The sequence below is a fragment of the Streptomyces pseudovenezuelae genome (assembly GCF_001513955.1).
GTDB classification, from domain to species: Bacteria; Actinomycetota; Actinomycetes; order Streptomycetales; family Streptomycetaceae; genus Streptomyces; species Streptomyces pseudovenezuelae.
Map to the genome: position 1 here is coordinate 111,644 of NZ_KQ948150.1, position 25,865 is coordinate 137,508.

The following is a 25,865-nucleotide window of genomic DNA, read 5'->3' on the forward strand; positions in this document are numbered from 1 at the left end:
GCGTGCTCACCCTCGTCCTCAAGGCTCATGCCTCGCTGCCTGGCCTTGGTCGGTGCCTGCCGCGTCGTCTGCCGCGCCTGTCAGGTGAGGTTCAGGCCGCCGTCGAGCACGATGACCTCGCCGGTCAGATAGGCGCTGCCGATCACCGACGCCACCAGGTCGGCCACGTCGGCGGGTCGGGCCGGGCGGTGCATCGGCGCGCGGTCCCGCCACAGCTCGTGCGCCTGTGCCCAGTCCTTCGTCATCGGCGTGTCCACGAGGCCCGGTGCCACCGCGTTCACCCGTACGTCCGGCCCGAGCGCGGCCGCGAGCAGCCGGGTCACGTGGTTGAGCGCGGCCTTGCTCGCCGCGTACGGCACCGAGGAGCCCTTGGGCCGTACGCCGGCGTGGCTGGTGATGTTGACGATGCTGCCGCCCCCGGGGGACCGCCGCAGTGCCGGGAGGGCCGCGGTGCACAGCACCCAGGGCGCGATCAGGTTGACCTCCAGCAGCTGCCGCCAGTCCGCCGGAGTCGCCGCCGCGAGGTCCGCGTGCGGGATGGGCCGGCTGATGCCCGCGTTGTTCACCAGCACGTCCAGCCGCCCGAAGTGATCCAGCGCCCTCGCGACCAGCCCCCGGGCCTCCTCCTCGACGCCGAGGTCCGCCTGGACGTAGGCCCCGCCGAGCTCCGCCGCCAGTGCCCGTCCGGTCTCCGCGCTCCGCCGGGAGTGCACGACGACCCGTGTCCCGTCCGCCGCGAGGCGCCGTGCGACGGCCTCGCCGATCCCCGACGTGGACCCGGTGACCAGGGCGACGGGCCGGTCGCCCGCTTCGATGCTCATGACAGTGGATCTTGCCACGGCACGCCTGAGTCGGGTCCGGGAAGAGTCGTCAGGAGCTCGCTGCCGGGGCTTGGTCCTCGGTACCCGGGGGTCGTCTCCGACCTCGCCGTGCAGGTGGCCGGCACATCGGTCTTCCTGAGCACCGCCGAAGAGCAGGGCGTCAGTCCGGAACTGATTCGCCCCTACTTCGAGTCGATTTGCGCCGATGGCTGGCCGAGGGCGCCGGGGAGGAGGACCTCACGGGCGTGATCGACCTGCTGGAGCACTGACGGCCGCGTCACGGCTTGATGCCCACCCCGGCCCACGCACTGACCTCGGCGTCCGTGAGTTCCGGACCCGTACCCTGCGGGTCGTCGGGGCGCCAGCGGTGGGTCAGGGAGATGCCCGGGTCGAGCAGGTCGAGGCCCTTGAAGAAGCGGGCGACCTCAGCCTGGCTGCGGACCTGGGCGCGGGTGCCCCCGGCCGCGTAGATGCCGACGAGCTTCTCCCACAGTTCCGGGGCGTAGTCGCCCGTGCAGTGGCTCACGGCCAGCGCGCTGCCCGAGGGCAGGGCGTCCATGAGGCGGCAGACGATGCCGTACGGGTCCCAGTCGTCCGGCACGAAGTGCAGGATGGCGTTGAGCGAGAGGGCGACGGGCCGGTCCAGGTCGAGGGTCCGGGCCAGCTCGGGGGAGCCGAGGATCGCCTCGGGGTCGGTGAAGTCGCCCTGGACGTACGCCGTGCGGCCCTCGGGGGTGTTGCGCATGAGACGCTCGGCGTACTTGAGGACCAGCGGGTCGTTGTCGGCGTAGACCACGCGTGCCTCGGGCGCCACGGACTGGGCGACCTGGTGGAGGTTCGGCTCGGTGGGAATGCCGGTGCCTATGTCGAGCCACTGGCGGATTCCGTACTCCCGCGCCAGGACGCGGGTGGCGCGGTGCATGAACGCGCGGATCTCCCGGGCGCAGGTGAAGATGCCGGGATAGGTGGCCGCGACGGTCTCGGCCGCCTGCTTGTCGACGTCGAAGTGGTCCTTGCCGCCGAGGTAGTAGTCGTACATCCGGGCGGAGTGGGGCCGGCTGGTGTCGATCTCCCGCGCGGCGTGGGAGTGGGTCATCCTGTCCCTTTCAGGTGGTGTGCGTGGGGGTGTCGGGCAGGTCCAACTCGGGTCGTGGGTCAGCCGGCCGCGAGATGGTCGGCGAGACCCCGCTTCACGCCCGCGACGAACGCGGCGATCTCCTGCGGGGTGTAGATCAGTGCGGGCCCGGACGGGTCGGTCGACTGCCGCAGCGCCACCCGGCCGTCGGCCAGGAGCTTGGTCTGCACGCACTGGCCGCCGTTGGGACCGCTCCACGGGGACTCCCAGCCCTGGTCGCCCAGATCGGTGGCCGGCATCCCGTTGTAGACGTGAGAGTCGGTGCTGGTCATGAGTACTCCTTGCGCATGCGGTTCAGGAGTGCCCTGCTGTCCGCGTCCGAGGTCAGCAGGGACATGCGGTTGTGCGCCTCCAGGTGCGCCGACACGTCGGAGCGCTGGTCCAGGTACATCGCGCCGGAGAGGACCTCGGTGTAGACGATGTCCGGCAGCTCCGGCTCCTCGAAGCGGAAGTACGTGAACGGGGCACACGCGCCCACATGGGCGCCGGCGGTGAACGGCACGACGTCGACGCTGACGTGATCCAGCTCCGAGACCTCCAGGAGCCGTTCGATCTGCTCCCGCATGACCTCGGGGCCGCCCACCAGCCGGTGCAGTACGGCCTCTTCCATCACCACCCACAGCGTGGGCGCGTCGGACCTGTCCAGCAGGCTCTGGCGGCGCAGCCGCAGATCCACCCGCCGTGCCAGGTCCTCGTCGGCCTCCTGGGGGAAGCCGCCGCGCAGCACCCCGCGCGCGTAGGCGTGCGTCTGGAGGAGTCCGGTGACGTAGTGGGGCTCGTAGGTGCGCAGGGTCCGGGCGCCGGTCTCCAGGCTGACGTAGGCGCTGAACCAGTTCGGCAGGACGTCACGGTAGGTGTGCCACCAGCCGGGTTCGTTGGCGCGCTCGGCGAGTTCGACGAACTCGTCGATCTCCTGCCGGTCGGCCCCGTAGGTCTCCAGGAGTTTTTCCACGTAGAGCGGTTTGAGGGCGACTTCGGCCTTCTCCAGGCGGCGGATGGTCAGGGACGTCACCCTGAGCGCCCTGGCGGCGTCCTCCAGCGAGGCCCCCGCGCCCTGCCGCCGATCCTGAAGGCGTCGGCCCAGGATCATGCGCAGCACGGTGGGAGCACTGGTACCACCCGTGCCCGTACGGCCTTCGCTCACGTCCTGACCTCCTGATGGGGGCTCATCGGCACGAGTCTGACAGCGACTTGCTGACGCGACCAGGCGGATATCGGCTTTCTGAAATTATCAGGGAGCTGGTTGCAGGTTGAACTTGGGTGCGAGCATAGTGACGTGTGTGAACCGTGCCGCCGAACGCGCGCACGGTGTCGTCAACCGCCCACACCCGCGGGAGGGTTGGCATTGACCTGCCCCCCGATGCGTCTCGCCCGGCCGCGCCGCCGCCCCCACGGAAGGCCAACACCGTGTCCCCCCACACGACTTCGTCCCCCCAGCTGTTAGACGCCGTGGACCAGGAACGAACCCACTGGATCGAACTGCCCGCGCACCGCTCCAGCATCGGGGTCGCGCGTCGCTCCGTCGGCACCCGGCTCAAGGCCTGGAGTCTGCCGGGCGAGCTGTGCTCGGACGCGGTGCTGCTCCTGTCCGAACTGGCCACCAACGCCGTGTGCCACACCCTCAGCGCGCGCATCCTGTGCGGCATCGGGCTGGTCGGCGACGGGATCCTCCGACTGGAGGTGCACGACCACGACCGCTCGGGCCCCACGCTCCGCCGGTGCCGGGCGGGTCTGGACGACGAGGGCGGGCGTGGCCTGTTCCTGGTGGAGGAACTCGCCGACACCTGGGGGGTGGACCGGTCGAGACTCACCGGCGGCAACGCCGTGTGGGCCAATCTGACGGCCTGAACTAGCCCTTGGTGGGTGTGAGTTCGGCCAGCAGCAGGGTCCGGTCGTCCGCTCCGGCCGGGTCAAAGGAGGCGTGCAGCAGCCGTCGGCACAGTGAGGGGAGCGGGTCGTGGTCGACGGCCGCCGTGTCGAGCGCCCGGGCCAGGCGGGCGATCTGGTGGTCTATGTCGGTGGTCCGGGACTCGACCAGACCGTCGCTGTAGAGCACGAGCAGCGACGGGTCGTCGATGGTGAGCACGGTCGGCTCGTAGGTGCCCGCGGCGAGGCCGAGCGGCAGTCCCGCGCCGACCAGCGTGACCGGACGGGTCCGGCCGTCCGGGCCGCGCAGCAGCGGGGGCGGGTGGCCGGCTCCCACGAGCGTGCAGGTGCGCTGCCGGGGGTCCCACTCGGCGTAGATGCAGGTCGCGAAGGAGGCGCCCGGGGTGTCGCTGGCGAGGGCGTCGAGCCGTCGGATGAGATCGGCCGCGGGGATGTCGAGGCCGGCCAGGGTGCGTACGGCCGTGCGCAGCTGGATCATCGCCACGGCGGACTCCGGGCCGTGCCCCATGGCGTCGCCGACGATCAGGCTGACCCGGTCGCCGGGCCGTCTGAGCACGTCGAACCAGTCGCCGCCGATGATCGAGCCCTGTCCGGCGGGCAGCGAGCCGTGCGCGATGCGGCAGCCCTCGACCTCCTGGATCGTGCCGGGCAGCAGGCTGCCCCGGATGGCCAGGGCGGTGCGGCGCTCGTGCTCGTAGCGGCGGGCGTTGTCCAGGGCTACGGCGGCCCGCGCGGCCAGCGACTCCGCGGCGGCGATCTCCGCGGTCAGGAACGGCCCGCGGTCCGGTCCGCGGGAACAGGCCACGAAACCGATCGCCCCGCCGCGCAGCCGCAGCGGCACCACCAGGAAGGACCGCGACTTGAGAAGCTCGTCGACCCGCGCGTCCCGGCCGGCGGAGGCGGCGAGCCGCTCGGCGGTGTGGTCGTCGACGGAGTCGAGCAACTGCGCGTGTCCGTCCACCAGCGCGCGGGAGTACGGCGTCTCGCGGGGAAAGACGATCACCTCGCCGACGGGCAGGACGCCCTCCCAGGACTCGGGCGCGTCCGTGCCCACCCGCAGCGCCAGCCGGCGCGCCTCGATCTTGGCCGGATCCGCGCCGGCGTACGTGGTCTCCTCGCGGCGCCACCGCTCCAGCAGATAGAGGGAGGCGGCGTCGCAGAAGCCGGGCGTCAGCGCGTGCGCGACATGACTGCCGGTCAGCCCCAGGTCGAGCTCGGAGCCGATGACGTCGGCCGCGGGGGAGAAGAATGACCGACGGGGTGGGGGCACGGCGGTGGGGGTGTCGTCGGAGCGGCTGTGCGGTTCGTTCCGCAGGGTCGTGGGGCCTTTCCGGGTGGGGGTCCGGGCGCCCGGCAGGGACAAGTGATCGCCAGGCGTCGACGGCAACTATATGATGAGGCGTCAAGTACCTTGGTGGGAAAGGACGTTCTGGTGAACGACACGGATGCTCTGCCGCCAGGGTCCGATCCGGACAAGGCGAGCGTAGCCCGGATGTACGACGCTTTGCTGGGCGGGGAGCACAACTTCGCCATCGACCGGGAGGCGGTGGCGGCCGTCACCGGCATCGACCCCCAGGTGCGCGCGCTGGCCCGGGCCAACCGCGCCTTCCTGGGGCGGGCCGTGCGGTTCCTGGCCGGGGCCGGCGTACGCCAGTTCATCGACCTAGGTTCGGGGATCCCGACGCAGGGCAACGTCCACGAGGTGGCCCAGGCGGCGAATCCGCAGGCCCGGGTGGTCTACGTGGACAAGGACCCGGTGGCCGTCGCGCACAGCACCACGCTGCTGGCCGACAACCCGCTCGCCGACATCGTCGACGCCGACATCCGGCGGCCGGCCGACGTCCTCGGCTCACCGCAGGTGCGCGAGCTGATCGACTTCGACGAGCCGGTCGCCGTGCTGATGGTCGCGATCCTGCACTTCGTCGCGCCCGAGGAGAATCCCGCCGGTATCGTCGCCGCCTTCCGGGACGCGCTGCCCGCGGGCAGCTGGCTGGCCCTGTCCCACGCCACGAACCAGGACCGTCCGGACACGGCCGCCGCGGTCACCCAGCTGTACCGCTCGCGGGCCACCTCGCCCGTGACCGTCCGCTCGCACGACGAGATCCAGGGCCTCTTCGCCGGGTTCGAACTGACGGAGCCCGGCCTGGTCCATGTCCCGCTGTGGCGCCCCGACAAGGACGAGGACGTCCCGGAGAAGCCCTCGGAGTACTGGGTCTACGCGGGAGTCGGCCGCAAGAGCGGGTGACGGCGGGAGAGGGCCGACAGCACGCCCAGCGCTCGGAGTCGAGGGTGCCCCGCCGCCCCCGGCGGACCTACCCCGTGATGGAGTCCAGCTGTTCCGCCGCCGGACGCAGGGCCCACAGGTCCCCGCCCGGCGGCGCCTCCAGTGCCGGAACGGCCGTGCGCGCCCGCGCGTCCCCGGCGTCGGCGGCCGCGTGCACGACGTCGGTCGCCGCGTACCGCAGGAACTCCAGCTCCGGATGGGGCCAGGCGGCGGTCCCGGTCGCGGCGGACAACAGGTAGTCCACCGCCTTGAAAAGGCTCTGGCCGTCCGGCCCCCGGTAGGCCCAAAGATCGACGCCGACGTGCCGGCCGATGGCTGCGAGCCTGGTGTAGGCGACCAGGTCGAAGGTCGAGTAGTGCCAGCTCCGGGTGCGGGCCAGTTCCTGGGGCTGGCTTCCGTCGGTCGCGATCTGCGGCGCGATGCGCCTGCTCCGGGCGTCCAGGACCGTACGCAGGGCCAGTGCTCTGTCGCCGGTGGCGTAGGCGAGGCCGGCGAGCAGCAGGTCGTAGAAGGTGCCGTGGTTGTTGGCCGCGGCGCCCTCCTGCTGCCCGAAGTCGCTGTCCTTCAGCCAGCCGAGGAAGTCGGCGTTCCACCGCGCCATTCCGGTGCGGTCCTTCCCGCTCCAGCCGGGTGCGCCGGTGTCCAGGAGGGCGATCGCGTCGAGGACGGCGGTGTACGACTGCGAGAAGTCGATGATGCCGATGGCCCGGCCGTCGTACTTGCAGGGGATGAACTGCGCGTGGTCCAGGTTGGGGTTCATGCGCGTGGCCGGGTCGAGGAACCATGTGCGCAGTACCTGCCCGGCCTTTCGGGCGTACCGCTTCTCGCCGGTGTAGTACCAGGCGAGGGAGAGGTCGTAGGCGGAGTCGAAGGTCCTCTCGACGTCCTGGCGGTCGGTGCCGGAGTCGACCTCGGGATTGCGTTCGCCGTCACGCTGGACGTACGGGCAGCCCCAGGGGTTGTCCGCGGTCGGGGTCCGGGAGGGCCACCAGTAGGGGGCCTGGCTGAGGTAGTCGTGGACGTCGCCACCGGGAGCGGGCCTGGGTTTGTCGACGACGGTCCAGGGGCCCTGGTCCAGCCATGTGTCCGCGCGGGTGGCCAATGCCCGCACCGCGCGCCGGAGTTGCGGGTCGCCCTTGTCGAGGCGGGCCTTCGTCAGGTGCAGGCGGTCGCCGTCGAGGACCGCGGTGCGCGGGACGGTGGCCCGCGCTGCCACGGGTGCGGCTGCCACCGGTGCTGCGAACCCCGTGGTGAGCGCGGCCAGGACGGTCACCAGTGCGACGCACAGGCGGGAACGGGCGCTCATCGGGCCCCTCCGCTCAGCCGCCGCTGTGCCTCGTAGAGGTTCCGAGGCCGCACCGTCCCCGAACTGCCGTACAGCTCAAGGCGCGTGTGCAGATCACCGGTGAAGTCGGGGACGTCGATCTGGTCGAACTCCCGGACCTCGTCGATGCCGACGGTGGCGGAGCAGGGGGCCAGACCGTCGATCTTCACCAGCCCGGCGCGGCCGTTGGTGACACGGATGTTCCAGTGGGTGAACCGGGCGCCGAACAGCGGGCCCGCGCTCGCGTCACCGCCGTGGCGGCCGTTGTTGTTCACGGTGATGTCGGTGCGGACGTTGGCGAAGGGCAGGCCGCGATGGCTGTCGAAGGTGCCCATCCGTATGTCGCCGCGCGACCAGACGTTGTACGACGACAGCCCCTCGACGTTGATGCCGTGCAACTGGGTGTTCGCGGGCGCGGGGCGGCTGCGCTCCTCGATCGTGAAGTCCTCGACGAGGTTGTCGTGCGACCCCTCGCGGCAGAAGTAGGGATGATGGGAGCCGCGGCCCGCGACGCGCGTCCGGCGCAGGGTGCACGCGGAGGCGGCCACCAGCCCGAACCCGTTGTCGACATGACGGACGGTCACGTCGTCCACCCAGCAGTCGTACGCGCACTGCAGCACGACACCGTTGTGGCCCTTGTCCAGCAGGTGCGGCTGCTGGGGGGTCTCGGGTGCCTCCAGGGTCAGGCCCTCGACGCCCGAGCCGCTCAACTCCGGTACATGTGTGGTCAGTCGGGGTGACCACTCCGGGCGCAGGTCGAGCGGGAGCGGCCGTTCGAGGGTGACCTTCCGGCCGTGGACGCGGGCGATGCGCACGGGCCACTCGTAGGGCACGTACGACGTCAGCTTCGTCTTGTCGTCCCAGAAGTAGGCCGCGGGCCCGGGGCCGCCCCCGCACATGTGCTCCAGGAGGGTGTGGTCGGCGTCGTCCGCGAGCCGGAGGAGGACCAGGGTGCCCGGACACAGTGCGGACGCGTCGGCGACCGTCACCGTCCAGGAACCCTGCCGCGCGGGGGCGACCTCGGTGAGCGTCCGCCATTCGTCGCGCCGGTTGCCCGTCCAGCCCTCGAAGGGCCACGCCTTGGCCCTGATCGCCGTGACGAGCGACTCCCAGCGGGCCCGCGGTGCGAGCCAGACCAGACCGCCCGCCCATGACCAGGACGACTTGTCCCCGCCGTAGCGGGAGCCGTACGTCCCGATCAGCTCGGTGAGGTTCTTGGTCGCGTACAGCGTCGTACGGCCGCTGCCGGCGCCCTTGAGGACCACGTTCGAGTGGCCCACGCGGATCACGTCGTCGATGCGGAAGGTGCCCGGCGGGATGGTGACCGTGCCGCCGCCGGCCCGTCCTGCGGCGGCGACGGCACGGTTGATCGCGGGTGCGGAGTCGGTCGTACCGTCCGGCACGGCGCCGAAGTGGCGGACGTCGGCGACGACCCGGCGGCGCGGGAGGCGGGCCGCCCCGCCGTGGCAGCCGGCGCGGCCGACGTAGGGGATCTGCGGATGGGTGAAGGGAGTGCGGCTGAACTCCCGCCACAGTGGTGCTGCTTCGGCCGCCGACGCGGTCCCCGCGCCCAAAGCGACGGTGACGGCGCTTCCCAGCACTGTTCGTCTGGTCATGCCCATGACATCACGGTTGCTCATGGCGGATCGCCCTTTCCATGTACTTCATGGATGTGAACGTCGTTCATAAGTGCGTTGACGGGTGAGGATGCCATGCCGCCGTGCCGTGCGAAAGAGGTTGCGCAGGGATTGCTCGGTCATGTCCCTGAACCAGCGCACAGCCGAGCCCCGTCGACTGGATGGTTGTCGACGGGGCTCGGCTGTGCGGAACTTACCGGCGGCCGCTGCCGGCGGTGATGATGCCGGTGACCTTCGAGCCGGTCAGGTTGTCGTAGACGACCTCACCGCCGGACTTCTTCCAGATCCTGAGGTGGAAGGTGTCCGGGCCGTCGGTGGCGGTGACGCGGAAGCCGTACCCGCTCTTCCCGTCGACCGAGCCCGATCCCTGGTAGACGGCCTGGGAGCCGGTGACCACGAGCCAGTCGGAGCCGGTCGAGCGGAACTTCAGCCGGGCCGCGCCGAAGTCGAAGGACGCCTCACCGACAGGTGTGACGGCGCCCGGCAGGTAGACCGCGGCGAAGGAGAACGCGGCCTTGCCCGTCAGCTCCGGCTTGGCGGGGTAGGCGCCGGCCGGGGAGGTGAGCACTCCGGCGCCGAGCACGGGCGGGGCGGAGCGGTCGTACACGATCAGCTCGGCAAGCGTTCTGCTGTCCGAGGCGCCGTCGTCGTCCTTGACGGTGATCACGGGACGGTGGATGCCGGCCTTGGCGTAGACGTGCTCGGCGCGGCAGCCGGACGCGCTGACCGTGCCGGACTGCGGTGCGCTCCCGTCCTTCCAGTCGACCGTGCAGGTGTGGGTGTCGTTCGTGCCCGGGTCGGTGAACGCGGCCGTGACGACCGTGCGCCTGCCGACCGGCACCGGGGACTGCGGACCCGCCGCGGAGACGAGGACCGGTGCCGCGTTGGCCACGCTCACCGTCGCCGTGTCCCTGCTGCGGCCGCCCGTGAGGGTGACCGTGTAGGTGCCGTCGTCGGTGCAGGTGATCGTCGTGGCGGCCGAGCCGGGGTCGGCGAAGGAGCAGGGCGCCCCCTTCTCGACGGTCCACGCCGGGCTGCCCGCGCCGGAGTGAGTGCCGTGCAGCGCGATCGCGTCGCCCTCCTTCCCGCCGGCGTCCGCACCGGCGTGCACGATGCCGACCGGGTCGACGCTCGTGAGGGTGGGGACGACCTTCTTGATCAGGCCGTCGGCGTCGAACTCCAGCCTGTCGACGGTGGTTTCGCGATGCATGCCGTCACCGCCGGGGATGGCGAAGCGGTGATAGGCGATGTACCAGTCGTCGGTGTTCGGCACCTGGACCACCGAGTGATGGCCCGGACCCTTGATACCGAGGGAGAGATCCTTCTCCAGGATCACGCCCCGCTTGGTCCAGGGGCCGGTGGGGGAGGGGCCGGTGGCGTACGCGACGCGGTAGTTCTCGTCGCGGGTGTCGTTCTCCGACCAGGTGAGGTAGTAGGTGCCCTTGCGCTTGATGACGAAGGAGCCCTCGTTGTAGCCGCTGGGCGTGATGTCCTTCATCTTCGTGAGGTCGAGGGAGGTCATGTCGGCGTTCAGCGGGGCCACATAGGCGTGCCCGTTGCCCCAGTAGAGGTACGACTGGCCGTCGTCGTCCGTGAAGACGGCCGGGTCGATCATCTGGCCGCTGAACTGGCCCGCCTTGAGCAGCGGTCGGCCCAGCGCGTCCTTGAACGGACCGGTCGGCGAGTCGGACACCGCGACACCGATGTTGGCGTCGGCGCAGAAGTAGAAGTAGTACTTCCCGTCCTTCTCGGCGATCGTCGGCGCCCAGGCCCTGCTGTCCGCCCATGAGATGTCGGGACCGAGGTCGAGGATGACGCCGTGGTCCTTCCAGTGGACCAGGTCGGTGGAGGAGTACGCCTTGAACTGCGTACCGCTCCAGCCCTCGAAGCCGTCGGTCGTCGGATAGATGTAGAAGGTGTCGCCGAAGCGCACGATGTTCGGATCGGCGTTGAGACCCGGCAGGACCGGGCTCCTCATGACGACCGCCGACACCGTCCAGGTGCGCTTCCTGCCGTCGGAGCCGGTCACCTCGTACGTCACCGGCTTGCTGAAGTCCTGCACGCTGCCGGAGGCGGGGCTGATCGCCGCCCCGTGCGCCAGGGTGAACTGCGGTGCCAGCGCGGTGAGATCGGTGCCCTCCCGCATCGGCAGCGTGACCTTGCTGTCCGCGTTGTCGACGATGGCGTCGACCTTCAGTGCCGGGTGCGTGGCCTTGGCGATGCCCGCGGTGTTGCCGCTGAGCTCCATGACCTCCGCGGCCGTCAGGGCCCGGTCGTAGATACGGAAGTCGTCGACCTCACCGCCGAAGGACGGGTCGGCCGCGTACAGGGACCTGCCGATGTAGCCGCTGTAGTCCTTGTTCGCGTCGTACAGCTCGGACGGCTTGATGGTGGTCGTCGTGCGGGCCGCCTCGACGCCGTCGACGTAGAGGACCATCGCGCCGGTCGACCCGTCGAGGGTGACGGTGACGTGCCGCCACTCGCTCGGCGTGAGCTGCGAGCCGGCCGTCAGCTTGGACTCGGCCGACCAACTCGCCTTCGTGATCGCCGAGTAGAGGCTGTTGCCGCCGTTGGAGGGCGTCGCGAACAGGTACTTGTCACTGTCCGGACCGAGCCCGAACAGCCACTGGAAGCTGCTGCCGCCCTTCCACTTGGCGTACGTCGACACGGTCACGCTGTCGGCGTTCTTCAGCACTCCGTTCGGGATCCTGACGTACGGCGACCCCGTCGCGTCTCCCGACATCCTGAAGGAACCACCCCGCACGCCCGTCCCGAAGGCGGGCGTACCGACATAGGTGCCGTGGTAGCCGTGGCCGCTGGAGTCGGCCGCGATGTTGCCGCTCGTCTCGTCGAAGCCGTAGTGCAGGAGCAGGTCGGCCGGGACGTCGGGGCCCTCCTCGGAGACGGTGACCTCGGCCTGGACCGGGATCGCCGCGCCGTCGGGCAGACTGCCGGTGACCGTGAAGGTGCCCGCCTGGGCGTACTTCGACGCCGGGACGTCCTCCCACTCGACCGCGACGGGACGCTTGACGCCGTCGGCGTATGTGGCGATCACGGTGGCCGGCAGGACCGGAGCCTCGCCGGTCCGCGTCTTCACCGGGATGCTCTCGACGCTCTCGACGAGCTGGTCCGGCTGGTAGGAGCGCAGGAGGCGGTCGTACTCGGCCTGGGTGACCGGCAGGACGGTGCCGTGACGCGGCTTGGCCGGAAGGTCGTAGTCGGTGACCGGCGTCCAGGTGCCGGAGTCGAGGTCGGTCGTCTCGAAGGGGAGGTATCCGCGACCGCCGAACTCGTCGAGGAACGCGTACCACTTCTCCTCGGTGTTCGACTTGAACACCAGCGGCCCCTCGGCGGCGTTCATCGCGCCCTTGCCGATGCCCTCCGCGACGGCGGTCCAGTTCGGGTTCAGGATCGAGTCGCTCTTCTCCTCGAAGATGAACTTGCTGTTGGGCGTCGAGGAGCTGTTGTTCCGCTCGTCCTTCGACAACCGGTAGTAGGTGCCGTTGTTCTGGATCATCGTGGAGTCGATGACCGAGTAGCCGCGGTCGACCCAGACCTTGGGCTCGCTGAAGGTGTAGAAGTCACGGGTGGTCGCGTACATCATGCGGTTGTACGTGTCGCCGGAGTGCGCCTCGTTGTCGTACAGCTTCGACGCCCAGAAGACGACGTACTCGCCGAGCTTCGCGTCGTAGAACGCCTCCGGCGCCCAGGTGTTGCCCGCGCTGTCGGGGGAGACCTTGACCAGCCGTTGGTTCGTCCAGTGGACCAGGTCGGTGGACTCCCAGACCATCACGGACTTGCTGCCGGTGCGCTGCGAGGCGTCCCAGTCGCCGTTGCCGTAGATCCTGAGGTCGGTGGCGATCTGGTAGAACTTGTCGCCCTCGGGGGAGCGGATGATGAACGGGTCGCGCAGGCCCTTCTCCCCGAGCGTGGAGGTCAGGACGGGCTTGCCGTCGTTCAGCTCCCGCCACTTCATGGGGTCGTCGCCCTTGCTCAGAGCGGCGTAGAGCTGCTCGCCGTCCGAGGTGCCCTCGCCCGTGAAGTAGCTGAACATGTAGCCCTTGAGGGCTTGTTTCGCGGGGAGTTCGGGGACCTTGGCGGTGAAGAGGCGGGTCGCCTTCGCGTCGCCCTTGGTGACGGTGGCGGTCAGTTCGACGCTCGTCGCGCCGGCGCCGTGCGCGGGGCGGTGGACCGTGCCGTCGGCCCCGATGACGTCCTCGTCCGCGGAGGACCAGGACACGGTGGTGCCGTAGTCGCCCGCCGCCGGGAGGGTGAGGTTGCCGCGCACGTCGTCGAGGTTGTGGACGCCGAGCGCCGCGGCGGCCTGCCGGGCGGCCGTTGTGTCGTCGAAGTCGGGCAGGACCGTGACGTCGAAGCTCCTGGTGCCGGTGACGGAACCCTTCTTGAGGGTGGCCGTGAGCGTGGCGTGGCCGTTCGGCGCACCGGAGGCGGGGCGGGTCACCTTGCCGGAGGCGGTCACCACGTCCGGGTTGTCGCTGGTCCAGGTGAGGGTGGAGCCGCCGGCCGGGCCGGTCTTCGGCAGCTCCAGGTCGGCGGTGACCGCGCTGGTGTCGCCGAGGCTCAGCGCGGCCTTGTCGGCGGCGACGCCCTCGGTGGCGACGGGGACGGAGAGCTGCTCGACCTCGGAGGCGGCGAGCGCCCGGTCGTAGACGCGGAAGTCGCGCATGCGGCCCTTGAACAGCTTGTCGCCGGAGTAGACCGACTTGCCGATGTAGTTGGCGGTGGTGGTACCCGAGCCGATGGCGCCGGGCGTGATGGTGACCGCCGTGTTGCGGCCGACCTCGACACCGTCCTCGTACAGCACACCGGTGGTGCCGGTCTGGGTGTAGGTGAGCTGCTTCCACACCCCGCGCGTGAGGTTGTGCCCGTCCGAGGGCTTCGTGGTCTGCTCGGTCGACCAGTTGCCCGTCGCGATCGAGGTGCGCAGGGAGTTGCCGGTGGCGAACAGGTATCCGTTGCCGGTGCCGCCGCTGGAGTTGCCGAAGCCGTAGAGGAAGTACGGCGTGCTCTGGGCGGAGTCGATCAGCACGTCCGTGGAGACAGAAAGGGAGTCGAGGCCCTTCATGACGTTGTCCGGCACCTTGATGGCGGTGTCCGAGCCGTTGAACCCGAGTCCCTGCGCGGGGTCCGACCAGTCGGCGGTCCCGCTCACCGTGCCGTCGCGGCCGTGGCCGGAGGCGTCGGTGACCGTGCTGCCCGAGGCGCCGTCCAGCTTGTACCAGAGGGCCAGTCCTTCGGTGACGTCCGCGGTGTCCGCCGCCCGCGCGGCGGACATGGGAGCGGCGAGGCCCAGGAGCAGTGACGCGGCGGTCAGGCCGGCGAGGCGGCCCGCCCGGCGTCTCGCGCGGGTGCGCGGACGTGCGATGTACGTCATGTGGGGTTCCCTGCTGAGGCGTGGAGAGGTGTGGCGGGGCCTCGGCCAGGGGCGCCTGCCGTTTCGGCGGTGTGACGTCGTGTTGCGAGAGTGTCAATCGGGCCGTACGGCAACGTCAAGAGGTTTCGAACGATGTCCGACTGGCCGAACGTCACGTTTTCCCCACATGTACCGGGGAGTTGGGGGCAAGCGGGTTGTACTCAGCGCGACTTCCTCAGCCAATCGAAGGGATGAGCACCATGCTCGCCATCATCTCCGCCGTCCTGTTCTTCATCTCCTTTCTGATCAACGCTGCGGACATCTCGACCAACGACACCTTCAGCTCGACCAACATCATGCTGCTCGGTCTCATGGTGCTCGCCCTGCACGTGGCCGGTATCGGAAGCGGTTGGTCCGTGGGCGGGCGCAGGCGGTGAGACCCCTCAGACGCGGGGCACACCCCGGCGGGGTGCGTCCTCGGTGGGGTGTACGGGTGCGATCGCCAGGTCGTGGTCGCCCCTGGCCGTGATAGCGCCGACTCCCCCTTGGACAGGGCGGCTTGACCGATGCCGTCGCCGATGTCGGCTGGAGGGGGCGCCCCCGTCAGTCGCGCACGTCGAAGGGACCCACGATCCCGTGCCGTACGACGCAGGGCGCACCCGCCTCGCTCACCAGCCGCACCCAGCTGCGTGGCGCCGTTCTCGGGTGCGTCACGGTCCCTGGAGCCAGGCCCGGGTGCCGAACGAGGTGCACGCCCGTGAGGCCACCGCCGCCGCGGAACGCAGGGCCTCACCGAAGCCGTACGGGGTCAAGTGCCCCTGTGTGGCGAGGTGATGGGTGAGAGCCCCGTGCAGGACATCGCCCGCGCCGAGTGTGTCCGCGACCCGGACGGCAGGTACGTCGACGCTGCCACCGCCTTCGGGGCCCGCCCACTCGATGGGCCGGCCGCCACGACTCACCGCCGACCAGAGCACGCCGTGCTCCTGGAGGAACCGCAGGACGTCCGCCGGGGTGCTCGTGCCGGGCGGCCGGAAGGCGTCCGAGCAGACGGCCACGTCGATCGACCGCAGCAGGTCCTCGGTACCGGGCTTCCAGCTGCCCCCGTCGAGAACGGTCCGCCGGCCCGCGGCCCGCGCGAGACGGGCGGTCGCCGTCGCCAGCCCCATGTGGTGGCCGTCGAACTCGACGATGTCGCAGGCGGCCACCCACGCGTCGAGCCCGTCGGGCGGCGTGAGCCGGTGCCCGGCCGCGTTGGTCGACGCGACGGCGCGGTCCCCGCTCGACTCGGTGACCAGCACCGAGGACACGGCGGGCGGTTGGGTGGAGCCGGCCGCCAGGTCCGAGACGCGCACACCCAGCTCGCGCAGATCCGCCGCGACCGCGACTCCCAGCGGGTGGCAGCCGATGCCGGTCAGCAGTCTGGCCGCGCCCCCCAGGTGGCTGAAGGTCACGGCCGCGTTGGCCGCCGGGCCGCCCGCGGCCACCACCTGCTCACGGGCCGTCAGTTTCTCGTCGGAGCCGGGCACATGGTCCACCAGCTGAATGACGTCGAGCGTGCACAGGCCGACGAACAGCCCTCCAGGACGTCGGCTGTTCGTCGGCTTCACTGTCCGGTACCTCTTCCTGCTCGTGGTCGCGGGCCTCAGCCCGCCGCCCGCTTCACGAGTTCGCCGATCCGTGCCTCGTCGGCGGCGGTCAGCTTCGTGAGCGCGAACGCGGTCGGCCACATCGTGCCCTCGTCGAGGTTCGCCTTGTCGTTGAAACCGAAGGTCGCGTACCGGGCGTTGAACTTCTGGGCGCTCTGGAAGAAGCAGACGACCTTGCCGTCCTTGGCGTACGCGGGCATTCCGTACCAGAGCTTCGGCGCCAGGTCGGGGGCGCTTTCCTTGACGACGGCGTGGATCCGTTCGGCCATGACCCGGTCCGAGTCCTGCATCTCGGCGATCTTCGCGACCACGGCGGCCTCTTCCTCGGCCGCCTTGTCGGCACGTGAGCTGCGGCGCGCCGACGTCCTGAGCTCCTGGGCGCGCTCCTTCATCGCGGCGCGCTCCTCGTCGGTGAACGTCTCGGTCTTCTTGGTCGTCCTGCGGGTGCTCGTCATGTCGTCTCCTCCTGGATCACGGACGGTCTGGTTCACGGACGGTCAGGGTCATTTTCGCGCCGAACTACGCCATACCGGTCAGCCCCACGCGCCGGCGATCTGCCGGGTCGTGGCGTTGAGCCGGTTGAACAGGTTCGTGACGCCGATCATCAGGACGATCGCGGCGAGCTGCTTCTCGTCGAAGTAGGTGGCGGCCGTGTCCCAGACGTCGTCGCCCACCGCGTCGGGTCGGTCGGCGAGACGCGTCGCCGCCTCGGCCAGCGCGAGCGCCGCCCGCTCCTCGTCGGTGAAGTAGGGGGCCTCGCGCCAGGCGGCCACGGTGGCCAGCCGCTCGTCGCTCACTCCCGCCTTGCGGGCCGTCTTGGCGCCGGCGTCGACACACGCGCTGCATCCGTTGATCTGACTGACCCGCAGATGCACCAGCTCCAGCGTCTGCGCGTCCACCCCGCCGGAGTGCACGGCCTTGAAGAGCTGCTGGATGGGCTGCATCGCGTCGGACAGTACGGCGGCGGGGTTCTGCATACGGGACTGCATCGAAATCGCTCCTTCGTCGGACTGTGCCCCGCTGCGGCGGGGTGTGGTTCCATCTCAGCCGAGAGGGCTTGTCAGGACCACGGACGTGGGACACCGTGGGACAGCCGAATCGGCCTTGAGCAGGCACGATCCGCCCCGGACGAGTTCCGCCGGGGCGGGACAGGGGGGCGGGGACAGTGGTGGAGCACGACAGGACAGGCGGCGGGGATCCGCGGGAGGAACTGGCGGCGCGGCTGCGGCTGCTCCAGGAGCTGTCCCAGCGGGGCGTACGGGCCCTCGCACGGGACGCCGGCCTCAGCTCGTCGTCCCTGTCCCGGTACCTCAGCGGCCGGACGGTCCCGCCCTGGCCCGCGGTGATCGCCCTGTGCCGACTCGTCCAGCGCGACCCCCGCCCGCTGCGCCCCCTGTGGGAGCGGGCGTCCCATCCGCTGCCGGCACCGCCGAAGACCAGCCGCCAGGTCCCGCCGCCGTCGCCGCCGGCCGGGGCCCCGCGCCCGCCCCGCAACGACCTCCCGCGTGACCTGCCCGACTTCACCGGCCGCGAGGCCCAGCTCGCGGCCGTGCTCGACGGGGTGACCGGCAACCGGGTGATCGCCGTCGACGGCATGGCGGGCGTCGGCAAGACCTGCCTGGCCGTGCACGCGGCGCACCGGCTCGCCGCCGACTACCCGGACGCCCAGCTCTACCTGGACCTGCACGGCTTCACCGAGGGCCGCAGACCGCTCGACCCCGACCGGGCCCTGCGCACGCTGCTCGCCGCCCTCGACGTGCCCTCCGAGAAGGTCCCGCAGGACGGCGGCGTCGAGGAGCTTGCCGCCTGCTGGCGCTCCGAACTGGCGCACCGGCGGGCCGTGGTGGTCCTGGACAACGCCGCCGACGCCGACCAGGTCCGCCCGCTCCTGCCCGGTGCCGGGTCCTCCGTCGCCCTCATCACCAGCCGCAACCGGCTGCTCGGCCTGGACGAGGTCCCGCCGGTGTCGCTGGACGTGCTGACCGAGCGGGAGAGCGCCGAGCTGCTGGCCCGCGCCAGCGGCGAGACCGACGACCGCGAGGGACGCCTGGCCCGCGACCCCGGGTCCACGGCCGAGGTGCTGCGCCTGTGCGGCCGCCTGCCGCTGGCCCTGCGGTTGGCCGCGGCCCGGCTGCGGCACCGGCCGGGCTGGACGGTGGGCATCCTGGTCGAGCGGATGGCGGAGGGAGCGAGCGAGTTCGACACCGCGTTCGCCATGTCTGTACGGCAGTTGGACCGCGCCAAGGCCCGGCTGTTCCGGCTGCTGGGTCTGCTGCCGGGGTCCTCCTTCGACGAGCACGCGGCGGCGTCGCTGGCGGACGTACCGCTGCGCAGCGCCCGCGCCATGCTGGAGGACCTGCTGGACGCCCACCTGGTCCAGCAGCCGGCGCCGGGCCGCTACCGCCTCCACGACCTGGTCCACCAGCACGCCCGCCGCGCCACCACGGAGCAGGACTCCCCGGCGGACCGGGACCGGGCCCTGACCCGGGTGCTCGACTACTACGTGCACGCGGCGGCCGCTGCGGACGCGGCGATGCCGTTCCTCTCGCTGAGCCGCGAGCCCACCGTGGACCGCCCGCCGACCGAACTGCCGTCCTTCTCCGACAAGATGGCCGCTCTCATCTGGTTCGGCACGGAGTACCTGAACCTGCTGGCCGCGTTCGAGGCGGCGGAGGAGGCAGGGACCGACCGGCACCTGTGCGAACTGCCGCGCTTCATGCGGACGTACTTCGCCCGGCGCTGCGGCACCACGATGCTCAACGGCCTCTTCGAACGGTCCCTGGCCGCCGCGCAGCGGCTCGCCGAACCCCTGCAACTCGCCGAGGCGCACAGCGACTTGGGCTTCGCCCGCTACAACGCCGGCCGTATGACGGAGGCGGCCGACGCGTTCGAGGCGGCGGCCCCCCTGGTGCTCCGGGCGGGGGACCTCCGCGCGGAGGCCGAACTGGCCATGCGGCGCGGGTACTTGCGATGGGACGAGGGCTACGTCGAGGAGCCGCTGGACCTGTTCCGGCTGGCGGGGAAGCTGTACGCGGACGCCGGCTGCCCCATGGGCACGGCCCACGCGACGGCGTACGAGGCGTGGGCGCTGCTGCAACTGGGGCACCGTGAGGAGGCGGCAGGGTTGGCCCGTACGGCGCTTGAGGTCCCGCACGCCGACGGAGCGTGGCCGCCCACCCTGACGGCTCTGATCACACTGGGTGTGGCCATCGCCGACGATGACCCCGACGAGGCCGCGGAGCACCTGCACCGGGCGCTCGCGCTGGCCCGCGAGGACGGCCACAAGCACAACGAGGCGTGGTGCCTGAACTGCCTCGGCGTCGCCCTGCGCCGGATGGGCCGCCACGAGGAGGCGCTGGCACGCCACGAGCAGGCGTTCGCGCTGCTGGACGAGCTGTTCGAGGAGCACTGGAAGATCCACTTCCTCAGTGCGTACGGCGAGACCTGCCGTCTGGCGGGCCGCCCGGACCAGGCCCTGCGCCTGCACCGTCAGGCCCTGGAACTGGCCCCGCGGCTGGGTCACCGCCAAGCGGAGGCGCTGGCCCACGAGGGCATCGCGGCGGTCCTCGACGAGACGGATCCGACGGCGGCGGCCGAACACCGGGCCGCGGGCCGGGCCGCCCTGCCGCAGCCCGGGCCGGGGGTCTGAGACACCGAAGCTCCCGCGCCTCTCCCGCTTGCCAAAGCGGAACCGCGTTCCGTATCGTTTGCGGAACGAGGTTCCGTTTTGCTGTGACGGCGGAGCCTCCGCACCGGGCCGCGCCATGCCGCCCGGCCTCATCCGCCATGGAGGAACACGCTCATGCAGTACCGCACCTTGGGCCGCACCGGTGTGCAGGTCAGCTCCCTCGCGCTCGGCGCGATGAACTTCGGCAGGATCGGCCGCACCACCCAGGACGAGGCCACCGCGATCGTCGACGCCGCTCTGGAGGCCGGCGTCAATGTCATCGACACCGCCGACATGTACGGCGACGGCGAGTCGGAGGAGATGGTCGGCAAGGCCATCGCCGGCCGCCGCGACGACATCGTGCTGGCCACCAAGGCCGGCCTCCCCATCGGAGAGGAACGCAACCACCAGGGCGGTTCGCGCCGCTGGCTGGTCACCGAGCTGGAGGCCAGCCTGCGCCGCCTCGGTGTCGACCACGTCGACCTGTACCAGATCCACCGCTGGGACCCGAACACCGGCGACGAGGAGACGCTGTCGGCCCTGACCGACCTGCAACGCGCGGGAAAGATCCGCTACTTCGGCTCCTCCACCTTCCCCGCCTACCGCATCGTGCAGGCCCAGTGGGCCGCCCGCGAGCACCGGCTGAGCCGTTACGTCACCGAGCAGCCCAGCTACTCCGTCCTCCAGCGCGGGATCGAGGCCCACGTCCTGCCCGTCACTCAGGAGTACGGCCTCGGCGTGCTGGTGTGGAGCCCGCTGGCCTCGGGCTGGCTGTCGGGCGCGGTCCGCGAGGGCCGGGACATCACCACCCACCGCTCGGCGTTCCTGCCCGAGCGCTTCGACATGTCGATCCCCGCCAACAGGGCCAGGCTCGACGCCGTCGAGCGGCTGGCGAAGATCGCGGAGGACGCGGGCCTCACCCTCATCCAGCTCGCGCTCGGTTTCGTGACCGCGCACCCCGGTGTGACCAGTGCCCTCGTCGGCCCCCGCACGGTCGATCACCTGCACGCCCAACTCGCCGCCGCGGACACCGTCCTGACCGCCGATGTCCTCGACGCGATCGACGAGACAGTCGCCCCCGGCACGGACCTGGCCCCGCAGGAGAACCACGACACCCCGCCCGCCCTCCTGAACCCGACACTCCGCCGCCGCTGACGCCCCGGCACGAGAGACCGACGGCCCACGCTGCGTCGACCACCTGCGCGCCCAACTCGCCGTCGCGGGCCCCGTCCTGACCGCTGATGTGCTCGACGTGATCGCGGCCCCTTCGCACCGGCTTGGAGAACCACGACACCTCGCCCCATCCCAGCGCCGCCGCTGCCCCCTGGGGTGACCGGCACAGAACGGACCCCGTTCCATGCCTGGTCGATCACCTACGCGCCCAGCTCGCGGCCGCGGGCACTACGACGCTCACGCTCCACGCCCTGTCGCTGTGCGACAGCCGACCGGCGGGGGAGGTCCGGCAGGAGACGGCCCTCATGGTCCATGCCGGTCGAAGACCCGCCGGCCCAACTCGCCGTCGCGGGCCCCGTCCTGACCGCTGATGTGCTCGACGTGGTCGCGGCCCCTTCGCGCCGGCCTGGAGAACCACACCCCGCCACCCTCCGTGCCCGGCTGGCAGCCGCGGACACTGCGACGCTCGCGTTCCGTGTTTTGTCGCTGTGCCGCTGCTGATCGGTGGGGGAAGCCCGGCCCGAAAGGGAGCCATGGTCCATGCCGGTCGATGCCCGCGGGCTCAACTCGCGCTCGCGGGCGCCGTCCTGACCACCGATGTACTCGACGCGGGCGTCACCCTCTCGCGCCCGCTCAGGCCCGCAGGAGAGCCGCGACGCTCGGCCACCCTCCGCGCCCCATCGCAGCGCCGCTGACCCACCGGGGTGACCGGCGCAGAACGGACCCCGTCCCACGCTCGTCGATCACGTGCGCCCAACTCGCGGCCGCGACACTCCACCCGCGCTCCACACCCCCAGCGTCGCCGCTGCCACGCCCGCCGCTGACCCCGTACGAAAGGAACCCCTCGTCCATGTCGCAGCACCCCCCGCCCAGCTTCGGGATCATGACCGCCCCCATGCAGGTCGACTACCACGACATCCTGCGGGTCTGGCGTGAGGCGGACACCGTTCCCGACATCGAGCACGCGTGGCTCTTCGACCACCTCATGCCGATCGGCGGCGACCCCGACGGGCCGGCCCACGAAGGGTGGACCCTCCTCGCGGCCCTGGCCGCGCAGACCCGGCGCCTGCGGCTCGGCGTCATGGTGACCAGCAACCGTTTCCGGCCGCCCGCGATGCTGGCCAAGATCGCCACGACGGTCGACATCGTCTCCGGCGGCCGGCTCGACTTCGGCATCGGCGTCGGCTCCCGTCCCGACCACCCCCAGGCCAGGCGCGAGTACGAAGCCCACGGCCTGCCCTTCCACGACTCCGCGCACGCCGTGGCGAGCCTTGAGGAAGCCTGCACGCTGATCAAGCGCCTGTGGACGGAGGAGAAGCCCTTCGACCACCACGGCACCCACCACCACCTCACCGGTGCCTTCGCCAACCCCAAACCGGTCCAGCGCCCCCACCCCCCGATCCTCATCGGCGGCCGCTCGTCCGCGACGCTGCGCATCGCCGCCCGCCACGCCGACCTGTGGAACATCCCCGGCGGCGACATCGACGACGTCACCCGGCGCAGCGCCCTGCTGGACCGCTACTGCGAGGAGATCGGCCGCGACCCGGCCGAGATCACCCGCTCGATCCACCTGCCGGTCTCCTACGACCGTCCGGGCGCCACCCGCGACGCGATCGCCGCGGCGACCGACGCGGGCTTCACCCACGTCGTGCTCGGCCTGCCGTCGCCCTACCCCGCCCACGTGGCGCGGTGGGTCGCCGACGAGCTCATCGGCCCCTCGGCGAGGCCGGTCACTTCCAGCCGTACGCGTACGCCGCCACCCATGTGACGTCGAGCTGCGCGCTGCTTCCCGGCGCCGCCCCCGGACCCTCCAGAGCGCTCTCGTTCTGGAGCACCCAGGACAGGGGAAGGTCCGGCACGTCACGGGTGTCGTGCCCCGTCTGCCGGCCGTCGACGAAGAACCGGACGTGGCCCGGCGTCCACTCGGTGGACACGGTGTGCCACCGCGTCCAGTCGTCGCTCCCGGGGAAGTAGCCCTGCTCACCGCCGCCGCAGGGGTGGTGGAAGGAGCTGAGGGAGCCGGTCCACTCGCCCTCGGGGTGGTCCATCTCGCAGCCCCCGCCGTAGTGCAGCCACGCGGACTTGTACCCGGGAGCCAGTCTCGTGACCTTGATGCGCGCGCTGTACTTGCCGTACTTCATCTGCATCACCGCACGCGGCACCAGCGCCGCCGCATGCACGGGGCCGCCGTCCGCGGGCCGCCACATCCGGATCGACATCCGCCCGTCGCCGTTCGCCACGGGACCGACGCTCACGGTGTCCTCCGGGTGGTAGACCCCGGTCACGTCCCGCCCCCGGTCGGCGGCCGTGTCGGGCCAACCCGTCGGATAAGCCCACCAGTTGTCCCGGTACTTACCCTTCAGGCCCCCGCAGTGCGCCGCGGAGGTGTCGACGTCGTGATCGCAGTCGCTGAACGAACCCAGCGGAACCACGTCACCGTTGAAGTCCTCGGCGAGGACCTGCCAGAAGGGCCCGCAGTCTCCACGGGGCAGGTGCGCGGCGGTGGTCCGGCAGGCGTCGGCCGGCGCGGGGGCCCCGTCGGCCCGGGGGAGGCCGAGGAGGCCACCGCCCACGAGCAGCAGGCTCGCGGCCGTCACCAGGATCCGCTTGCGGTGGTGCGGCGCTGCGTGTGAACCCATCCCGAGGCTCCTTCAGGCGGCCGACGCCGTCCGCCCCTGCCGCGCGGAGCACCGGAAGACCATGAACCGCGGCGGAGCGGACCGCACTTCGCGAAGGAACATCCTCGCCCGCCGCGTCACACGGCGCCATCCCCAGGTCGCGCCGCGAACCGGAAGGCCCGCTCCGCCGGCGCCTCAGAACTCGCTGTCGATGCCGGTCACGACCGCCGGGCCGAGCGGGGCCTCCTCCTCTGCCAGGCCGCTGTCCCGCAGGGCCCCGGAGACCAGCCGTACCGCTTCCGCCTCGGCCTGCAGCCGGTCCGGGGCCTCGACCTCGACCCGGGCCGCGAACATGCCGTCCTCCTCCACGGACAGCACACTCAGCTCCTCGCTCTCCCCGAGGTCGGTGTTCCTGGGGTCCTGAGGCCGAAGCCTTCGTCCGATGTCCGAGCGGACGCTGTCGGGCACTCCCCGCAGGAACGTGCCGGGAACGGTGATGACGTAGGTGGTCACGGGGACTCCTTTCTGACGTCCTACCCGGTTCCCCGTGAGGCCGATCGGAACCGAAGGCGTAAGGACGGCTCCGGATGTGGAGGAGGCGTGCCGTCCGAGGTGGTTTTCTGGAACCGTCCGTGCATGGTCACGCCGGTCGCGGGTAGACGCGGCCAGAACACGCGATCTCGGGATGGGCGGACGATGACGACGTCGGTGACGGCTGGCACGGGTACGGCGGAGCCGAAGGGAGAGGGCCCCGCACGGGGCGGCATCGAGCTCGGCCACGCCCTGCGCGGCACCGACGGCCACCCGCACAGCCCCCGGCACGTCCCCCCGGGCCCTCACGGGGAACCGGCCGGGGAGTGAAGATCGGATATCAGGAGCAGGACTGCCGAGGCGGCCGCACGGCCCCGCCTGAGGACCGGCCCACGGGCGGACGCGCTGTCCCCTGCCGTGGGCGACGGGTGAACATCGGATCGTCGCTCTGACCGTGTTCCCGGCGTTGTCCTGGGCAACAGCCGGCGGCAGGCGACAGGTATGGAGTGGGGAGGCCGGGACGAAAGTGTTCTCGGGAACTGAAGCTGCCGAATTGGTGTCGACGACGGCAGCCGGTGCCGAGACGGCGTGGGAGCACTGGGAGCCGTCGGTTCTCCTCGTGGAGGACGACCCCGGCGACGCGGTGCTCGTGGAGGAACTGGTCGTCGACGGCGCCGTGAAGATGCGGCTGCGATGGGTGCGGTCGATGACCGAGGCCGCCGAGGTGCTGGCCACCGAGACACCCGACTGCGTCCTGCTCGACCTGCACCTGCCGGACGCCCACGGGCTGGAGGCGGTCTCGCTGGTCAAGGGGCTGGCCGAGCAGGTCGCCATCGTGGTCCTCACCGGCCTCGCCGAGGAGCAGACCGGCCTCGCCGCGGTCGCGGCCGGGGCTCAGGACTACCTGGTCAAGGGCCGGGTCGAGCCCGAGCTGTTCGGGCGGGCCGTGCGCTACGCGATCCAGCGCAAACAGACCGAGCAGGCGGCGGTGGCCCTCCAGGCCGGCGCGCTCCAGGCACAGGAGAACGCCCGCCTGGAGCGCGGACTCCTGCCCCGCCCCCTGCTGCGCGCCGAAGGCGTCGAGGTGGTGGCCCGCTACCGGCCCGGACGCGCCCAGACACTGCTGGGCGGCGACTTCTACGACATCGTCCAGAGCGCCGACGGCACCCTGCACGCCCTCATCGGCGACGTCTCCGGGCACGGCCCGGACGAGGCGGCCCTGGGAGTCGCCCTGCGGATCGCCTGGCGCACCCTCGTACTCAGCGGGATCACCGGCCCGCCGCAGATGGCCCGCCTGGAGGAGCTGCTGATGGCCGAGCGGGCCCGTGACGAGGTCTTCGCGACCCTCGTGAGCCTGGCCGCCGTCCCGGGAGAGCAGCGGGCCCACATCGTCCGCGCCGGTCATCACGGCCTGCTCCGGCGCACCGGGACGGACGTCGACTGGGTGGAGGTGCCCGGCGGACCGGCCCTGGGCATGATGCCGGGCGGCGCGCGCTGGCCGACCGCGGAACTGCCGGTGCCGGCGGGCACCTCGGTGGTGCTGTTCACCGACGGCCTCTTCGAGGGGCACGTGAGCCGGGGCACGGAACGCCTCGGCGAGGAAGGACTGCTGGCCCTCGCCCGGGAGGGAGCCGCCCTGGAGCCGGAGCCCTTCGTGGACCGGCTGATAGAGAAGGCCGAGAGCCTCGCCGAAGCGCGCGGCGGCCTGGCCGACGACGTGGCCGTCGTCCATCTGAACTGGAACTGAGTGAGTGGGAGCACGGTGTCG

General features: G+C 71.4%; 20 protein-coding genes. 7 read left to right on the forward strand and 13 right to left on the reverse strand.

All coding sequences use genetic code 11. From position 1 onward, the window contains the following. Positions 1 to 80: 80 nt before the first annotated feature. From AQI94_RS28580 to AQI94_RS28595, 4 genes are all read right to left on the reverse strand, one after another. Complete coding sequence (locus AQI94_RS28580) at positions 81 to 821, reverse strand: SDR family NAD(P)-dependent oxidoreductase (RefSeq protein WP_031060693.1); 741 nt, start codon at positions 819 to 821, stop codon at positions 81 to 83. Between the two features lie 277 nt (positions 822 to 1,098). Beyond that, the gene (locus AQI94_RS28585; protein ID WP_062230001.1) at positions 1,099 to 1,917 is read right to left on the reverse strand and encodes an SAM-dependent methyltransferase; all 819 of its coding nucleotides are present in this window, start codon (positions 1,915 to 1,917) and stop codon (positions 1,099 to 1,101) included. A gap of 59 nt (positions 1,918 to 1,976) precedes the next feature. Next, the gene (locus tag AQI94_RS28590; protein ID WP_031059724.1) at positions 1,977 to 2,228 is read right to left on the reverse strand and encodes a DUF397 domain-containing protein; all 252 of its coding nucleotides are present in this window, start codon (positions 2,226 to 2,228) and stop codon (positions 1,977 to 1,979) included. Then, a complete protein-coding gene (locus AQI94_RS28595; protein ID WP_062230002.1) occupies positions 2,225 to 3,100 on the reverse strand; it encodes a helix-turn-helix domain-containing protein in 876 nt (291 codons plus the stop codon). The genes AQI94_RS28590 and AQI94_RS28595 overlap by 4 nt, the downstream gene beginning before the upstream one ends. Positions 3,101 to 3,405: 305 nt before the next feature. Between AQI94_RS28595 and AQI94_RS28600 the strand changes: the two genes are divergently transcribed. Next, positions 3,406 to 3,804: an ATP-binding protein gene (locus AQI94_RS28600; protein ID WP_037943796.1), complete on the forward strand. Its 399-nt coding sequence runs from the start codon at positions 3,406 to 3,408 to the stop codon at positions 3,802 to 3,804. Position 3,805: 1 nt separating this feature from the next. Here the strand turns inward: AQI94_RS28600 and AQI94_RS28605 are convergent, their stop codons facing one another. Further along, positions 3,806 to 5,206 carry a PP2C family protein-serine/threonine phosphatase gene (locus AQI94_RS28605; protein ID WP_031051721.1) on the reverse strand — a complete coding sequence of 467 codons (1,401 nt, stop codon included), beginning with the start codon at positions 5,204 to 5,206 and terminating at the stop codon, positions 3,806 to 3,808. Between the two features lie 69 nt (positions 5,207 to 5,275). On the opposite strand from AQI94_RS28605, the gene AQI94_RS28610 reads away from it, so the two are divergent. Beyond that, a complete protein-coding gene (locus tag AQI94_RS28610; protein WP_031051719.1) occupies positions 5,276 to 6,088 on the forward strand; it encodes an SAM-dependent methyltransferase in 813 nt (270 codons plus the stop codon). A 67-nt stretch (positions 6,089 to 6,155) separates the two neighbouring features. Here the strand turns inward: AQI94_RS28610 and AQI94_RS28615 are convergent, their stop codons facing one another. From AQI94_RS28615 to AQI94_RS28625, 3 genes are all read right to left on the reverse strand, one after another. Beyond that, the gene (locus tag AQI94_RS28615) at positions 6,156 to 7,433 is read right to left on the reverse strand and encodes an alginate lyase family protein (protein ID WP_031051717.1); all 1,278 of its coding nucleotides are present in this window, start codon (positions 7,431 to 7,433) and stop codon (positions 6,156 to 6,158) included. Then, positions 7,430 to 9,073 carry a glycosyl hydrolase family 28-related protein gene (locus tag AQI94_RS28620; protein WP_062230050.1) on the reverse strand — a complete coding sequence of 548 codons (1,644 nt, stop codon included), beginning with the start codon at positions 9,071 to 9,073 and terminating at the stop codon, positions 7,430 to 7,432. The genes AQI94_RS28615 and AQI94_RS28620 overlap by 4 nt, the downstream gene beginning before the upstream one ends. Before the next feature lie 208 nt (positions 9,074 to 9,281). Further along, complete coding sequence (locus AQI94_RS28625) at positions 9,282 to 14,483, reverse strand: family 43 glycosylhydrolase (protein WP_031050162.1); 5,202 nt, start codon at positions 14,481 to 14,483, stop codon at positions 9,282 to 9,284. A 230-nt stretch (positions 14,484 to 14,713) separates the two neighbouring features. Here AQI94_RS28625 and AQI94_RS28630 point away from each other — a divergent pair, with 230 nt between their 5' ends. Then, positions 14,714 to 14,899 (forward strand): hypothetical protein, encoded by a 186-nt coding sequence (locus tag AQI94_RS28630; RefSeq protein WP_062230003.1) that lies wholly within the window; start codon positions 14,714 to 14,716, stop codon positions 14,897 to 14,899. Between the two features lie 273 nt (positions 14,900 to 15,172). Here the strand turns inward: AQI94_RS28630 and AQI94_RS28635 are convergent, their stop codons facing one another. The 3 genes from AQI94_RS28635 to AQI94_RS28645 form a co-directional block, all read right to left on the reverse strand. Continuing rightward, positions 15,173 to 16,069, reverse strand: a complete 897-nt coding sequence (locus AQI94_RS28635; RefSeq protein ID WP_031050159.1) for a PfkB family carbohydrate kinase — start codon at positions 16,067 to 16,069, stop codon at positions 15,173 to 15,175. Positions 16,070 to 16,104: 35 nt separating this feature from the next. Continuing rightward, positions 16,105 to 16,563: an iron chaperone gene (locus AQI94_RS28640; RefSeq protein ID WP_031050157.1), complete on the reverse strand. Its 459-nt coding sequence runs from the start codon at positions 16,561 to 16,563 to the stop codon at positions 16,105 to 16,107. Positions 16,564 to 16,641: 78 nt separating this feature from the next. Further along, positions 16,642 to 17,097: a carboxymuconolactone decarboxylase family protein gene (locus tag AQI94_RS28645; RefSeq protein ID WP_031050155.1), complete on the reverse strand. Its 456-nt coding sequence runs from the start codon at positions 17,095 to 17,097 to the stop codon at positions 16,642 to 16,644. Positions 17,098 to 17,273: 176 nt separating this feature from the next. Here AQI94_RS28645 and AQI94_RS28650 point away from each other — a divergent pair, with 176 nt between their 5' ends. From AQI94_RS28650 to AQI94_RS28665, 3 genes are all read left to right on the forward strand, one after another. After that, positions 17,274 to 19,757, forward strand: a complete 2,484-nt coding sequence (locus AQI94_RS28650; protein WP_062230004.1) for a tetratricopeptide repeat protein — start codon at positions 17,274 to 17,276, stop codon at positions 19,755 to 19,757. Positions 19,758 to 19,910: 153 nt separating this feature from the next. Continuing rightward, complete coding sequence (locus tag AQI94_RS28655) at positions 19,911 to 20,930, forward strand: aldo/keto reductase (RefSeq protein ID WP_031046523.1); 1,020 nt, start codon at positions 19,911 to 19,913, stop codon at positions 20,928 to 20,930. Between the two features lie 868 nt (positions 20,931 to 21,798). Then, complete coding sequence (locus AQI94_RS28665) at positions 21,799 to 22,716, forward strand: LLM class flavin-dependent oxidoreductase (RefSeq protein ID WP_031046519.1); 918 nt, start codon at positions 21,799 to 21,801, stop codon at positions 22,714 to 22,716. Here the strand turns inward: AQI94_RS28665 and AQI94_RS28670 are convergent. Next, the gene (locus AQI94_RS28670; protein ID WP_031046518.1) at positions 22,679 to 23,587 is read right to left on the reverse strand and encodes a glycoside hydrolase family 16 protein; all 909 of its coding nucleotides are present in this window, start codon (positions 23,585 to 23,587) and stop codon (positions 22,679 to 22,681) included. The genes AQI94_RS28665 and AQI94_RS28670 overlap by 38 nt on opposite strands. A gap of 174 nt (positions 23,588 to 23,761) precedes the next feature. Further along, entirely contained in the window at positions 23,762 to 24,079 is a 318-nt protein-coding gene (locus AQI94_RS28675; RefSeq protein ID WP_031046517.1) for a hypothetical protein, read from the reverse strand. A 571-nt stretch (positions 24,080 to 24,650) separates the two neighbouring features. Between AQI94_RS28675 and AQI94_RS28680 the strand changes: the two genes are divergently transcribed. Next, positions 24,651 to 25,844: a PP2C family protein-serine/threonine phosphatase gene (locus tag AQI94_RS28680; RefSeq protein WP_031046516.1), complete on the forward strand. Its 1,194-nt coding sequence runs from the start codon at positions 24,651 to 24,653 to the stop codon at positions 25,842 to 25,844. Positions 25,845 to 25,865 lie beyond the last annotated feature (21 nt).